This is a genomic window from Chryseobacterium soldanellicola (assembly GCF_900100115.1).
In the GTDB taxonomy this organism is placed as follows: Bacteria; Bacteroidota; Bacteroidia; order Flavobacteriales; family Weeksellaceae; genus Chryseobacterium; species Chryseobacterium soldanellicola.
Window position 1 is genome coordinate 966,205 of record NZ_FNKL01000001.1, and the last position, 15,766, is coordinate 981,970.

Below are 15,766 nucleotides of genomic sequence, written 5' to 3' on the forward strand. Positions count from 1 at the left end.
AAAATCAGCATTAAAAGAATTTTCAGTCATGAAAAAACACTTCACAAAATTATTGACGATAGGGATTATATGCGGAATTTCAATTTTTGCTGAAGCTCAAAATATTATTAGTTTTCCCGGCGCAGAAGGTTTTGGAAGATATACAACCGGCGGTCGTGGCGGAAAGGTTTATTTTGTAACGAAATTGACAGACGACGGTTCAGAAGGTACTTTAAGATATGCATTAAACCAAAAAGGACCGAGATATATTGCTTTTAAAACAAGCGGAACGATTTATCTTGAATCTCCGTTAAAAATAAAAGAAGGTGATGTCACCATTGCCGGACAGACCGCTCCCGGAGACGGAATTACAATCGCCAACTACGAAACTTTTGTAGGCGCCAATAATGTCATCATCCGATACATGAGATTTCGGATGGGGGATCAGAAAAAGTATGAAGGTGATGCTTTTGGAGCAAGATTTATGAAAAATTTAATCGTAGATCATTGCTCGATGAGCTGGTCAACGGACGAGACAGTTTCCATTTATGTCAACGAAAATACAACCCTTCAATGGTGCGTGATCGCAGAAAGCCTGAGAAACTCTTTTCATCAGAAAGGTCCACACGGATACGGCGGAATTGCAGGCGGAAAATTTGCCTCTTTTCATCATAATATTTATGCTCATCACGATAGTAGAAATCCGCGATTAGGAGAATATGCAGGAAGCAAATTTGCTCTGACCGACCTTACCGATTTCAGAAATAATGTCATTTACAATTGGGGACACAACAATGTGTACGGCGGTGAAGGAATGAATGTGAATATCGTCAACAATTACTATAAACCCGGCCCTGCAACGATGACAAAACAACGAATTGTTGCCATCGATAAAAACGAAAAACCCGAAACCGAAGTCTATAACATTTGGGGGAAATATTACATCAACGGAAATGTTGTGGAAGGTAATTCTGAAGTCACAAAAGACAATTGGACGGAAGGTGTTTTTGGTCAGATGAAGCCATCTTATAATCTCACGGAAAAAGATAAAAATGCTATAAAAATCAATCAGCCGCACGATATTCAGAATAATGTAAAAACGCAGTCTGCAAAAGAAGCTTATGAGAAAATTTTACAGATCGGAGGTGCAAGTTTGGTAAGAGATGCAGTGGATTTACATGTTTTGAAAGATGTAAAAAATGGAAGTTTCACGTACAAAGGTTCAAAAGGAAGCAAAAACGGAATCATCGATTCTCAAAAAGATGTCGGCGGATTTCCAGACCTGAAACAAGGGGAACCTTTACCCGATTCAGATAACGATGGAATGCCCGATGAATGGGAAATTAAAAATAAATTAAACCCACAATTGTCCAATGCAAATGGACATGATTTAGATAAAAACTACGACAATATCGAAGTTTATTTTAATGATATTGTTAAAAAAATAACAGAAGGACAAGGTTAATCAAATAAAAAATCAATTGTAAAGTTAAAAAAATGAATTTCATTAATCAAAAAATAAAAGCACTGGCATTTGTCGCTCTAAGTTCAGGACTATTTTTAACCTGCGCTCAATCAAAAGTTGCAACTCAGACAAAAACTACAACATCTCAATCAGGAAAAGTAGTTCCAACCAACCTAAAATGGTCTGAAAGAATGCTCCTTTCCGAAATGCACAGATTCCCGGAAGCCTGGATGCTTGATTTCAGTAAAAGTCCAAAATGGACCTATCCGTCAGCAATTGTCTTAGACGGCGCAGAAAAAGTATATGCCAAAACAGGAAAAAAAGAATATTATAACTATATCAGCGGTTTTGGTGAAGACCTGATTAAAGAAGATGGTACCATTCTTACCTACGACCTTGATAAGTATAATATTGACATGCTCAACAGCGGAAATGTTCTTCTTTACCTCTATGAAAAAGAAAAAAAAGAGAAATATCTGAAGGCACTTCAAACTTTACGTCTGCAAATCGACGGACAGCCCAGAACCAATGAAGGATCTTTCTGGCATAAAAAAATCTATCCCAATCAGGTTTGGCTGGATGGGCTTTATATGGGAATGCCTTTCTACACGCACTATACAAAAGATTTCAGCAAAGGGGCAGATGCTCAAAAAGCATATGATGATATTGTTTTCCAGTTTGATTCTGTTCAGAAAAATCTTTTAGACAAAAAAACGGGATTGCTGTATCACGCTTGGGATGAAAGTAAAAAAGAAGCCTGGGCCAATAAAGAAACAGGACTTTCCCAAAATTTCTGGGGAAGAGCGATGGGCTGGTACGGTATGGCCATGGTAGATGTCCTGGATTATTTACCTAAGGATCATCCGGGAAGAGCAAGATTAATTTCTTACATAAAATCTTACGCCGATGCTGTTATAAAAGTTCAGGATAAAAAATCCGGTCTTTGGTATCAGGTGTTAGACAAGCCTTTGGAAAAAGGTAATTATGAAGAAGCAACAGCATCATCAATGTTTGTGTATACCATCATTAAATCGGTTAACGAAGGGTATCTTCCAACATCATACAAAACTGCTGCAAAAAAAGGATATGACGGAATTATCAAAAATTTAATCACTGTTGATGAAAATGGTGTCGTGAATTTAAATAAATGCTGTGCTGTAGCCGGATTAGGAGGAAAACCTTACAGAGATGGTTCTTACGAATATTATGTAAATGAAGAAATCCGTTCCAACGACGGAAAAGGGACGGGACCGTTTATTCTGGCAAGTTTAGAATTTGAAAAATAAGATACAAAGCTGTCATTCAGAACAAAGCGAAAGCAGAGTGCAAAATCTATAAAAGCATAATAGATTTTTACTTTCGTCGAAATGACAATGCAATCAACATTCACCCTTTGCTGAGTGAAACGCCTTTGCGAACGAAAAATATTTTCAAACATTTCAAAAAAACTTGCGCCCTTTGCGCTAAAAACAAATGAATCTGGATTTATGAAGAAACAAATTTTAAACATAGCAACCATCACATTATTTTTAGTTGCTTCAACATATCTCAACGCACAGGAAAAAAACTATGTTTCCGATGTCTGGACTGCAGATCAGGGGAAAAATTACAGAAATCCTGTTTTATATGCAGATTATTCCGATCCCGACGCAATTCGTGTGGGTGATGATTATTATATGACGGCTTCAAGTTTTAATGAAGCTCCGGGTTTGCCCATCCTTCATTCAAAAGATATGGTTAACTGGAAATTAGTGAATTATGCACTTCCTGACGTTCTTCCAAGCGAACATTTTTCCACTCCAAAAAGAGGTGACGGGGTTTGGGCACCAAGCATTAGATTTCATAAAGGTGAATTTTACATTTATTGGGGCGATCCCGATTTCGGAATTTATATGATTAAAACCAAAGATCCTCTGGGAGCTTGGGAAAAACCTGTTTTGGTCATGGAAGGAAAAGGATTGATCGACTCCTGCCCGTTTTGGGATGAAGATGGAAACGCTTATTTAGTCCATGGCTGGGCGGGAAGCCGTGCCGGAGTGAAAAGCATTTTAAGCCTAAATAAAATGAATCCTGAAGGAACAAAGGTTTTAGATAAAGGCGTTCACGTTTTTGATGGTCACGATGCTCATCCAACCGTTGAAGGTCCCAAAATGTATAAAAGAAACGGTTATTACTATATTTTTGCCCCTGCTGGCGGAGTGGCCACAGGTTGGCAATTGGTTTTAAGATCAAAAAACATTTACGGTCCTTACGAAGAAAAGGTTGTGTTGGAACAGGGTGCCACAAAAATCAACGGACCTCATCAGGGAGCTTGGGTAGATACGCCTTCAGGTGAAGATTGGTTTTACCATTTTCAGGATGTGGATACGGGTGGAAGAATCGTTCACCTACAGCCTATGAAGTGGGAAAAAGACTGGCCTGTCATCGGAATAGACAATAATAAAAACGGAATTGGTGAACCGGTTTTAACCTATAAAAAACCAAACGTCGGACAATCCTACCCTATCGTTACTCCGCCGGAAACAGATGAATTTGATGGTGAAAAATTAGGAATCCAATGGCAATGGAGTGCGAATGAAAATATCGTCTGGTCATCCAAACTTCCCGGACAGAAGTTTTTGCGATTATTCTCGATGAAAGTTCCCGAAGGTGAAAAAAATCTATGGAACGTTCCGAATCTGTTAACTCAAAAATTTCCGGCTCCGAATTTTGCAGCATCAACGAAAGTTAAATTAACGCCCGAAGATGCCAAAGAAGGAAAAACCGCAGGATTATTAATAATGGGATTAGATCATGAATCCATTGTAATCACCAATAAACCCGACGGATATTATTTACAACTAAGAAGAGCTGAAAAAGCAGATAAAGGCGGTGAGGAAAAAGTTTTATTTGAAACAAAATTAAAAGGAAATGAAGCCTATTTAAAAGTAAATGTAAATGAACCGAACGGCTTGTGCCAGTTCAGTTACAGTGAAAACGGAAAAAATTTCACAAAAGTAGGCGACATTTTTCAGTCAAAACCAGGAAAATGGATCGGAGCTAAAGTTGGTTTATACAGCATAAGTACAAACAAAGCACCTCGCGGAGGATATGCCGATTTTGAATGGTTTAGGATTACTAAAAATTAGAGTCGGTAAATTAAAAGACGCAAAGAAAATGTAAAGGTATATGCATTAACTCAATAAAATTTAATACTTCAAAATTCACTGAAAAGCTATGTCATACTGAGCTTGTCGAAGTGTTCTTGCGCCTTAAAACATAATTAAGATTAAAAACTTTGCGTCTTTGCGATTACCAACAAGATATATTAGTCATGAAAAGAAAATTTAAGATAGTTTCATTTTTATTTGTTGTTTTGCTGTTGTCTGCATGCCAATCACAAAACAATGCCCAAAAGGCAGCGGCAAAACACAATAAAAAAGTTACTCATATTTATCTCATCGGAGACTCCACAATGGCAGATTATACGGGAGATTACGAACCGGGAAAAGATTATATGAAAGTCCGTTACCCGATTACCGGTTGGGGACAGGTTTTCCAGCCCTATTTTTCAAAAGACAGTCTGGTTTCTCTGAAACCTTTTATTACAACAGATTCTGTCGCTGTTATTGACAGAGCACATGGCGGAAGAAGTACTAGAACGTTTTTCCAGGAAGGAAGATGGAGATATGTGTATGAACATTTGCAGCCAAACGATTATGTGATCATGCAGTTTGGTCACAATGACGGCTCTGAAAAGCATACAGAACGATACGTAAATATTGAAGGATATAAAGAATTTTTAAGATTATTTGTAACTCAAACAAGACAAAAAGGAGGAAATCCTGTTATTTTAACACCCGTTGCCCGAAACTTTCCCTGGAAAGACGGAAAATTAGAAAATGTACACGGAGAATATGCTCAGGCTCCGATTGATATCGCCAAAGAAATGAATGTTCCTTATATAGATTTAAATAAATTATCAATGGAATATTTTACAAAAAAAGGACAGGATTTTACAACAAACCATTATTTCATGAATCTTCCGGAGAATGTTTATGAAGCCTATCCGAAAGGGCAAAAAGACAACACGCATTTTCAGCCGGAAGGTGCAAAAGTAGTAGCGTCCATTGTTTATCAGGAATTTAAAAAAGTAATTAAAACTCAAAAAAAATAAAATGAAGAAGTCTCTCAAAGTTATCGGTTTAGTAGCCGCAATGATGTTTTCAGGGCAAATTTATGCTCAGAATCTGGATATTTATAAAAATATTGAGTTTAAAATGCCTCAGGTTGCAGAAACTTCATTTGCAGCCAACACGGTTTCCATCACACAATACGGCGGCGTTGCAGGCGGAAATGTAAAAAATACGGAAGCTTTCAAAAAAGCTATCGAAGATTTAAATAAAAAAGGTGGCGGAAAATTAGTCGTTCCAAGAGGAATGTGGCTGACAGGTCCTATCGAATTAAAAAGCAATATCAATCTTCACGTAGAAGAAGGTGCTTTCATTATTTTCAGTAAAGATAAAGCAGATTATCCTTTGGTTGATGTAAGTTTTGAAGGACTAAATACCATCCGTTGCCAGTCTCCAATTTCAGCAAGAAATGTAACCAATATCGCCATCACAGGAAAAGGAGTAATTGATGGAAGCGGTGATGCGTGGAGAGCCATTAAAAAAAGCAAAGTTTCAGAATCTGAATGGAAAAATATCGTAAAATCCGGCGGAATTTTATCTGCGGACGGAAAGAACTGGTATCCTTCAGAAAGTTATAAAAAAGGATTTGAAAGCAGTTCAAGCTTCAATGTTCCTGATAAAATTTCTAAAGAAGAACTAACAACGGTTAAAGATTTTCTTCGTCCGGTAATGGTAAGTTTAGTCGGTTGTGATAAAGTGCTGTTAGACGGACCCACTTTCCAGAATTCTCCGGCATGGAACCTTCATCCATTAATGTGTACAAACGTTATTTTAAGAAATCTTACGGTAAGAAATCCATGGTTTTCACAAAACGGAGACGGTGTAGATTTGGAATCATGTAAAAATGTTTTGATTTATGATAATACGTTTGATGTTGGTGACGATGCAATCTGCATTAAATCAGGAAAAGATAAAGACGGAAGAAAAAGAGGGATGCCAACTGAAAATGTTATCATTAAAAACAATGTCGTATACCACGGTCACGGAGGTTTTGTGATCGGAAGTGAAATGTCCGGCGGAGCGAGAAATATCCATGTTTCCGACTGTACCTTCATCGGAACAGATATTGGTCTACGTTTCAAAACAACCCGCGGAAGAGGTGGAATTGTTGAAAATATTTACATCAAAAATATTGATATGATTAATATTCCAACTCAGGTTATTGGCTTTAATATGTTCTATGAAGGATCTTCTCCGGTATTGGAGGACGGGCAGAAAAAAGAAGGTAACAAAGCGCCGGAAAAAGTCTATCCTGTTACAGAAGAAACACCGGTTTTCAGAAATATTTTCTTTAAAAACATCAATGCTGTTAATTCTGATGAAGCCATTACGTTATTCGGTTTAGCTGAAATGAATCTTAAAAATATTGTGATTGAAGATTCTCAGTTTGATACGAAAAAAGCTCTGACAGTCGTAGATGCAGACGGCATTCAATTGAAAAATGTAAAACTGAAATATTCAGAAGGAACAGGAGCAACCATCTACAACAGTAAAAATATCAATCTTTCAACAGTGAAGTTTGAATCTGCCAATAAGCCTGTTGTGAAAGTTTTAGGAAATAAAACAGGAAATGTTCTGTTGCCGAAAGAAGTAACATCCGATAAAAATTTACTATATATCGGAACGGATGTAGCAAAAAATGCAGTTAAATAATTGGAGTAGCAAAGATTTAAACACCTTTTTAACACGTAAAACACTTCGACAGGCTCAGTGTGACATCTCTAATACTAAATGCTCTTATCTGCGACTTTGTGATTCCAACAAGAATAAAAAACAACATTAAAAAAATTCCATAAGCGAATGAATTTTAACAGAAAACTTACTTATATTTCTATTTTTTGGATAGGGACATCAGCATTCGGTCAAAGCACAAAACCGAATGCTACTCCCTACACCAATGAAGCGACGTACGAAAAATTAAAGAAAAAAAATCCTTTTATCACTCCTATTGACCGACCGGCTCCGCATAATATCAAAATTGATAAAAATGTAGAATATGCCAACATCAATGGGATTTCTTTAAAAGCCGATGTCTATTATCCTTCAGATCAGTCAAAAAAATATCCGGGAATCGCAATGGTTCACGGTGGCGGTTGGATTTCGGGGAGTAAAGAGAATGAAAAATTCATGGCGATGGAGCTGGCTTCGAAAGGCTATACTGTAATTGCAATCGGTTATCGATTGGCTGATGTAGCAAAGTATCCTGCCGGAGTTGAAGATATTGAAACAGGCATCCAATGGCTAAAGAAGAATCACGCGAAATATTCTTTAGATAAAAAGAAAATGGCAGTTTTGGGTGAATCTGCCGGAGCGCAGATAGCCACTTTGGTTGGGGTAAAGTCAAAGAATAAAATTAATGCAATTGTTAATATTGACGGAATTGTTTCGTTTATTCATCCGGAAGCTGAAGAAAGCACTTATGCTTCATATTGGCTTGGTGGCGACAGAAATGTTAATTTAAAAAACTGGACTGTAGCCTCACCTTTGGAATATGTGGATAAAAACACACCTCCTACTCTTTTCATTAACAGTTCGCAACCCCGTTTTCATGCTGGAAGAGACGATATGATGAAAAAATTGAAAAGCTATAATATCCCGACTGAGTTTCATGAAATCAAAGATACACCACATTCATTCTGGTCGGCAGAGCCTTGGTTTACAGAAACATTAAATTTGACAGTTAATTTTTTAGATAAAGTTTTAAAATAATAATTTTAAACGCAAAGATTTATAAAAAAAGCATTAAACCTTAAGGAGCAAAGATGAATCAACAAGTTGATTTGATTAATTTATCGTCAAAGCTTCGCGAAGCAAATTTTATTTGCCTTTGCTTTCTAAAAATTATAAGCTTCATTAAAATAAATCTTTGCGTTAAAAAATAATAAATCAGTTTATGAAAAAATTATTTTTAATTCTCTTCATTTCGATGGCAAATTTTCTCTTTGCAGGAAATGACCCATATATTAAAATTACTGTTTCAAAAGACGGAAGCGGAGATTTCACATCGATTCAGAAAGCGATCAATTCTATTAGAGATTTAGGTCCGGCAGAAGCATTGATTTTCATTAAATCCGGAACATATAAAGAAAAAGTGGTTATTCCCTCTTCAAAACATAAAATCACATTAGAAGGCGAAAATAAAGACAACACTATCATCACTAATAATGATTTTTCAGGAAAACCGGATGCTTTTAATGAAAAAATGACAACTTTCAATTCCTACACTTTGCTGGTGATGGGTGATGATATTAAAATCAGCAACCTGACGATTCAAAACAGTTCTTGCAACGAAGGACAGGCGGTTTCTCTCCATGTGGAAGGTGACCGTTTTATCATCAAAAATTCAAATATTCTGGGTTGTCAGGACACCATTTATTCTGCGACCAATCACAGCAGACAATATTTCGAAAACTGCTATATCGAAGGAACGACTGATTTTATTTTCGGACAGGCAACGGTTGTATTTAAAAGTTGCACGATTAAAAGTTTAGCCGATTCTTACATCACTGCAGCCGCAACAGAAGCCGACAGAAAATACGGTTTTGTCTTTTTTGATTGTAAATTAATTGCTAAAGAAGGCATTACAAAAGTATATTTAGGAAGACCATGGAGACCTTATGCCAAAACTGTTTTCATCAACACAGAAATGGGGAAACACATCCTTCCCGAAGGCTGGAATCCCTGGAAAGGCGACAAAATGTTTTCTGATAAAGAAAAAACCGCTTATTACGCTGAGTTTGGAAGCAAAGGCGACGGTGGAGATACAAAAAATCGTGTAAGCTGGTCGCATCAATTGACAAAAAAAGATTTGAAAAATTATACATTAGAAAAGATATTCGAAAATTGGAAACCTTAAAATATAATTGAGATGCTTCGACGGGCTCAGCATGACACTGTAAACATTATGCTAATTAAATGCATATTAAAATAAAACAGTTCGTATTAGCGATGTCATGCTGAGCCCGTCGAAGCATCTTAAGTTTAATTAAAAAATAAATTTACTTAAAATGAAAAAGCTTACTGCACTATTTTTATTTTTGTCAATACTGACATTTGCACAAAAACCAACCTTATTTTTAATCGGTGATTCAACGATGGCCAACAAAGAAAATCCGGATAAAAACCCTGAACACGGCTGGGGACAGGTTTTACCACAGTTTTTAACAGCAGGAATTGAAGTTCAGAATCATGCGATGAACGGCAGAAGTTCAAAAAGCTTCCGAACAGAAGGAAGATGGGATAAGGTGGAAAAACAGCTGAAAAAAGGTGATTTTGTGATCATCCAGTTTGGTCATAATGACCAGAAATTGAAAGATTCTACCAAATTCACCAATCCTTATACGCAATACAGAGCCAACCTGGAAAGATATGTCAATGAAACCAGAGCGAAAGGGGCCACGCCCATTCTGATGACTTCTATTGTAAGAAGAAATTTCAATGAAAACGGCGTTTTGATCGATACCCATAAAGAATACCCTTTAGTGGTAAGAATGGTGGCCAATGATCTGAAAGTTCCGTTTGTAGATATGCAATTGCTGACAGAGCAATTAGAAATTTCTTACGGCCCTGAAAATTCAAAAAAACTACATTTGCATTACAAAGAAGGCGAAGATCCTTATTATCCAAAAGGAAAAGATGACGACACTCATTTGTCAAAATTTGGAGCAGAGTCTGTTGCAAAATTGGCTTTGAAAGATTTGAAAAGTTTAAAAATAGGTTTGGAAAAATATATTAAATAGTTTTTTTATCTCAATAATTAAATATCCAGTTTGTCATTCAGAGCGTAACGAAGTGTAGCGTGGAATCTCAACAGTAAAAAAACATATTTTAGATTCCTACGGAATGACAAATTGGACGTAAAATTTTAATTAAATAATAATTCAAAAACATACAAAATGAAGTTTAAAAAAGAGCCATTTTTCGACGGTAATTCCGAGTGGGAAGATTTAGGAGGTGGCGTCTCACGTCAATTTGTTGGCTATAACTCACAAATAATGATGGTGATTGTAAAATTTGAAAAAGATGCGATCGGAGCTTTGCATCAGCATTTTCATTCGCAGATCACCTATGTTGCTTCGGGAAAGTTTGAAGTGACGGTTGATGGTGAAGTTAAAGTTTTACAGCAAGGTGATGGATTTTTTGCGCAGCCGAATATTTTTCATGGCGTGAAATGTCTGGAAGCTGGACAATTGATTGATGCTTTTACTCCTTTTAGAGAGGATTTTCTTAAAGATTAATTTAAAGCTTAGCAAACCTCACAGGTTTTAAAAACCTATGAGGTATAGAATTCAAAAAAACATTCACCAAATTATTAACTATGAAAAAAATTACATTTCTGCTATTAATTTTCTTCATTCTTCAATTATCCGCTCAGGAAAAAATAATGGTCTGGCCAAAAGGACAAATGCCTAATTCCAAAGGTTTGTCCTTAAAAACCGAAGAAAAAGACGGAAGAATCATACAGATAAAGGAAACCGAACTCTTTGCTTTTTTACCTCCCAAAGAAGAAAGAAAACAGATGGCTGTCATCGTCATTCCAGGTGGTGGATATTACAAACTCACTTATGATTTAGGCGGTTATCAGATTGCAAAATGGTTTAATACATTAGGAATTTCAGCTTTTGTTTTAAATTATCGATTGCCGACCTCTCCAGATTTAAAGCAAAAAGAGATCGCTCCGTTACAGGATATTCAGGCAGCCATAAAATATCTCAGAAAAAATGCGGAGCAGTACGGAATTTCGCCGGAACAGATTGGGGTTATTGGAACTTCTGCAGGTGGACATTTGGCGGCTTCAGTAAGCAATATTTCTACAGATTACACAGAATTAAAAGGAGATTGGACTTCAATTCCGACGGTTCCCAATTTTGCAATTCTTGTCTCTCCGGTGATTGATTTGGGAGAATTTGCGCATGTAGGAAGCAGAAACAGTTTGCTTGGTGAAAATGCCTCTCCGGAAAAAATTAAAGAATATTCAATGCAGAATCGGGTAACGGAAAAAACACCGCCCACGATTTTATTTCATGCTGAAAATGATAAAACAGTTCCCGTAATCAACAGTATCTTATACTATCAGGAAATGGTAAAAAACAAAGTAAAAGGCGCCCTATTTATTTTCCCCGAAGGCGAACATAAAATCGGGATTACCAACAAATCTGAACTGACGGATAACTGGAAAAAATTGTGCGCAGACTGGCTTAAAACCATTGGCAATAAGTAATTTTAAAACTGACAAACCTTGAAGGTTTAATAAAATACTCTAAAATGCTCAAAATCATTCAACATAAAATATTTTTGCTGACTTGCGGAATAATCCTTTCCGTTTTTGTTCAAGCACAAAATTTAAAATTGATTTATAACAAGCCCGCAGAAAACTGGAACGAAGCCTTACCCATCGGAAACGGAAAATTGGGGGCTATGGTTTTTGGCGGAGCTTCGCAGGAGCATCTTCAGCTTAATGAAGAAACAATCTGGGCAGGAGAACCGGGAAATAATGTTCCTAAAAATACATTCGACAGCATCCAAAAAATCAGAAAACTGTTGAATGAGAATAAGTTTGAAGACGCTCAAAAACTCTCTAATACAACGTATCCCAGACAAGCTCCAAAAGATTTGAATTACGGAATGCCTTACCAGACAATGGGCGATCTTTTCATAGATTTTAAAGGCCATGAAAATTTTAAAAACTATACCCGGACGTTAGACATTGAAAAAGCTGTAAGCGCGGTTTCTTACGAAGTAAATGGAGTAACTTTCAGGCGTGAGATTTTCGCTTCTTTTGTTGACAATGTCATTATCATTAAATTATCTTCAAGCAAAAAAGGAAGTCTGAATTTTTGTATCAATGCTTCTACTCCACATTTGAAGAAATCAATTTTTACGGAGAAAAATCAATTGATGATTACCGGAACGAGTGGTTCGGTTGATAACAAAATCGGGAAAATCAATTTCAAAACGGTTGCTGTTCCTGTTTTAAAAGGCGGAAAATTAACCTCAACAAAAGATCAGCTTGAAATTTCCGGAGCGGATGAAGTGGTGATTTATCTTTCGATTGCTACAAATTTTAAAAAATATAATGATATTTCAGGAAATCAGGATGCAAGAGTTTCGGAATATTTACAATCAGCTTTAAACAAAAAATATGAGGCTGAATTAAAAGCACATATTGAAAAATATCAACAATATTTCAAACGGGTAAGCCTTGATTTAGGAACAACAGAACAGGCAAGGAAAACAACCGACACCAGAATAAAAGAATTTGCCACTTCAAAAGATCCGGATTTGGTAGCTTTGTATTTCCAGTTTGGGCGTTATCTTTTGATCTCATCTTCGCAGCCGGGAACGCAGCCAGCCAATCTTCAGGGAATCTGGAATGATCAGCTGAATCCGGCCTGGGACAGCAAATACACGGTCAACATCAACACAGAAATGAATTACTGGCCCGCTGAAAGCACAAATTTGAGTGAGATGCACGAGCCTTTATTTGACATGATCCAGGATTTATCGGTTACAGGACAGGAATCTGCCAAAGAAATGTACCACGCAAGAGGCTGGAATATGCATCACAATACCGATTTGTGGAGAATTACAGGAATTGTAGACGGTGGCTTCTACGGAATGTGGCCGATGGGTGGCGCGTGGCTTACACAACATCTCTGGAATCATTATTTATACACCGGAGATAAAGAATTTTTGAAAAAATATTATCCGGCCTTAAAAGGTTCTGCTTTATTTTATTTAGACGTTCTTCAAAAAGATCCTTCGAAAAAATATCTTGTGGTTTCGCCATCGATGTCACCGGAAAATACATATTTTAAAAGTGTCGGAATTACCGCAGGAACAACGATGGATAATCAATTGGTTTTTGATGTTTTTACTAATTTCATTAATGCTTCGAAAGTTCTTAATGAAAATAAAAATCTTTCAGGTGAAGTAAAATCTGCTTTAAATAAACTTCCGCCCATGCAAATCGGACAACACGCTCAATTGCAGGAATGGCTGAAAGACATGGACAAAACTGATGACAAACACAGGCATATTTCACATTTGTACGGGCTTTTTCCTTCAGGGCAAATCTCTCCTTTCAGAAATCCTGATTTAACGGAAGCTGCAAAAAATTCCATGATATTTCGCGGTGATAAATCTACAGGCTGGTCGATGGGCTGGAAAGTCAATTGGTGGGCAAGATTATTGGACGGAAACCGGGCTTTTAAACTAATTTCAGATCAATTAACGCCCGCTCCTATTGATAATAAAGGAGAATCCGGAGGAACATATCCGAATCTTCTGGATGCACATCCGCCCTTTCAAATCGACGGTAATTTTGGCTGTACATCGGGCATTGCAGAGATGCTGCTTCAAAGTTATGACGGCTTTATGTATATTTTACCGGCGCTTCCTGATGCTTTACCCAATGGAAATATCAAAGGTCTAAAAGCAAGAGGCGGTTTTGAAATCGATATCGAATGGAGAAATTCTCAATTGACAAAATTGACTATCAAATCTACTTTAGGAGGAAACTGCAGAATCAGAGTTGCGAAAAATATCAATCTGAAATCTAAAACTCAATTAAAAAATTCAACAGGAGAAAATCCTAACGAATATTATCAGGTAAATGCTGTTAAGGCACCTTTAATTTCCGAAAAAGCTGAATTAAAAGGTTTTCCGATGCCTGAAACCCAGGTTTTTGACTTTAATACGAAAAAAAATGGAGTTTATATTTTTGAAACAAAATAACCTTTCATAAAAAATCCTGACGTTTATTTACATCAGGATCTTTTGCTAATTATTCAGATATTTTATTTTTCTGAAGCCATTTTGGATATTCAGTATCAATCAGCTTTTGTGCGTGATCGATATACCAGCTGTAGCCGTTTCTTCTTTCCTCGGAAACTTCATTATAATCGTATTTTACGCTTCCGTCGCGATCTCCGAAAAGAGGCTTGTTGGTATTAATATCGTAAAATCTAGCCCAAATCACAGAGTTTTTATCTTCCGCTAAAATTCTTACGGTCTTTCCGTTTTGTTTTGCGGTTTTGTAGCTGTAGCCTTCGATCTTATTTGCTTTAAACCATTTTACGGCACTTTTAACTGAATTTTCAATTTCAGGAGTGACAGGCTGCATCATCAAAAACCTTACAATACCCACAGATTCCCCGGTTGCTAAAGAAATAGGTTCAAAAGCCCGGGCTTTGTCGGGTTGAAGGGTTATTTCATTGTACTGGTCTGCCCAGATCGACGGGTTTCCTTTTTGTAAAACCTGGGTTTTTAAGATGCATAAAATTCCTTTTTGAAGAGCAATTTTTGATTTTTCTTTTAATTTTGAATCAATTACATCAAAATTATTTTTACTTTCAGCAACATTATAAAAAACCGTCAAAGCGTTGATCATTGCATTGTCATTGTATGTCACCTGCTTTCTGTAAATTGCTGAATTGGGATAATACTGAGGAAAACCTCCGTTATCATACTGCATGGAAAGCAGATACAGAATTCCTCTTTCCGCTGATTTCAGATAATCGGGATTTTTTGTGGTCTTGTACGCCTTTATTAAATCATTGATTTCTCTTGAAGTCGCATTATTATCGATCGTGGCGTGATCGTCTCCTGTAGCTTTTATCTTTTTTAAAAGATTGTTATCGATAGGCAAATTATAATTTACAACAGATTTATCGTCCAGTTGTTTTCCCCAACCTCCGTTCGGAAGCTGGTAAATTAATATTTTTTCTGCTAATGTATCTTTTACCTGCGCCGAAAATAGGGCAGTTACCAAAGAAAATACAGCTGCTGAAAGTTTTAATTTCATTATATATCAAGTTTTATCATTAAATACTGGCAAAAATGCAACCGATTGCACAATTTCATCAAATGTAAAAATAATTTTCGTTTAAATATAAAAAATCCTCATCAATGATAAGGATTTAACAATACTTTTAGAAAAAATATTGAGTGTCAAAATTAATGGAATTTTCGCAACAATTATTTAAATAGATGCTTAATTAAAAGATGCTTCGACAGGCTCAGCATGACACCGCTACAAATAAACTGTTGTAGTGTAATTAGTCGGTTAGTATTAGAGATGTCATGCTGAGCCTGTCGAAGCATCTCAATTAAAAAACAACACTTAAAAATTTTATACTTAAAATTAAGC

At 36.5% G+C, this 15,766-nt stretch carries 12 protein-coding genes; 11 read left to right on the plus strand and 1 reads right to left on the minus strand.

The window, feature by feature from the left end; genetic code table 11:
* Positions 1–28: 28 nt before the first annotated feature.
* The 11 genes from BLT04_RS04220 (at position 29) to BLT04_RS04270 (ending at position 14,352) form a co-directional block, all read left to right on the plus strand.
* On the plus strand, positions 29–1,444 hold the full coding sequence (locus BLT04_RS04220; RefSeq protein ID WP_089753961.1) for a pectate lyase family protein: 1,416 nt from the start codon (positions 29–31) through the stop codon (positions 1,442–1,444).
* A gap of 32 nt (positions 1,445–1,476) precedes the next feature.
* Positions 1,477–2,730 (plus strand): glycoside hydrolase family 88/105 protein, encoded by a 1,254-nt coding sequence (locus BLT04_RS04225; protein ID WP_089753963.1) that lies wholly within the window; start codon positions 1,477–1,479, stop codon positions 2,728–2,730.
* Between the two features lie 201 nt (positions 2,731–2,931).
* Positions 2,932–4,572 (plus strand): glycoside hydrolase family 43 protein, encoded by a 1,641-nt coding sequence (locus tag BLT04_RS04230; protein ID WP_089753965.1) that lies wholly within the window; start codon positions 2,932–2,934, stop codon positions 4,570–4,572.
* A gap of 185 nt (positions 4,573–4,757) precedes the next feature.
* Positions 4,758–5,600: a rhamnogalacturonan acetylesterase gene (locus BLT04_RS04235; RefSeq protein ID WP_089753967.1), complete on the plus strand. Its 843-nt coding sequence runs from the start codon at positions 4,758–4,760 to the stop codon at positions 5,598–5,600.
* A 1-nt stretch (position 5,601) separates the two neighbouring features.
* Entirely contained in the window at positions 5,602–7,269 is a 1,668-nt protein-coding gene (locus BLT04_RS04240; RefSeq protein WP_089753970.1) for a glycoside hydrolase family 28 protein, read from the plus strand.
* A 147-nt stretch (positions 7,270–7,416) separates the two neighbouring features.
* The gene (locus BLT04_RS04245; RefSeq protein WP_089753972.1) at positions 7,417–8,325 is read left to right on the plus strand and encodes an alpha/beta hydrolase; all 909 of its coding nucleotides are present in this window, start codon (positions 7,417–7,419) and stop codon (positions 8,323–8,325) included.
* Positions 8,326–8,509: 184 nt separating this feature from the next.
* Positions 8,510–9,472: a pectinesterase family protein gene (locus BLT04_RS04250; RefSeq protein ID WP_089753974.1), complete on the plus strand. Its 963-nt coding sequence runs from the start codon at positions 8,510–8,512 to the stop codon at positions 9,470–9,472.
* A gap of 151 nt (positions 9,473–9,623) precedes the next feature.
* Complete coding sequence (locus BLT04_RS04255; protein ID WP_089753975.1) at positions 9,624–10,355, plus strand: rhamnogalacturonan acetylesterase; 732 nt, start codon at positions 9,624–9,626, stop codon at positions 10,353–10,355.
* A gap of 156 nt (positions 10,356–10,511) precedes the next feature.
* Positions 10,512–10,853 carry a cupin domain-containing protein gene (locus tag BLT04_RS04260; protein ID WP_089753977.1) on the plus strand — a complete coding sequence of 114 codons (342 nt, stop codon included), beginning with the start codon at positions 10,512–10,514 and terminating at the stop codon, positions 10,851–10,853.
* An 80-nt stretch (positions 10,854–10,933) separates the two neighbouring features.
* Complete coding sequence (locus BLT04_RS04265; protein ID WP_089753978.1) at positions 10,934–11,836, plus strand: alpha/beta hydrolase; 903 nt, start codon at positions 10,934–10,936, stop codon at positions 11,834–11,836.
* Between the two features lie 44 nt (positions 11,837–11,880).
* On the plus strand, positions 11,881–14,352 hold the full coding sequence (locus BLT04_RS04270; RefSeq protein WP_089753980.1) for a glycoside hydrolase family 95 protein: 2,472 nt from the start codon (positions 11,881–11,883) through the stop codon (positions 14,350–14,352).
* Positions 14,353–14,401: 49 nt separating this feature from the next.
* Here BLT04_RS04270 and pelA read toward each other — a convergent pair whose 3' ends face one another.
* The gene (pelA, locus tag BLT04_RS04275) at positions 14,402–15,421 is read right to left on the minus strand and encodes a pectate lyase (protein ID WP_089753983.1); all 1,020 of its coding nucleotides are present in this window, start codon (positions 15,419–15,421) and stop codon (positions 14,402–14,404) included.
* Positions 15,422–15,766 lie beyond the last annotated feature (345 nt).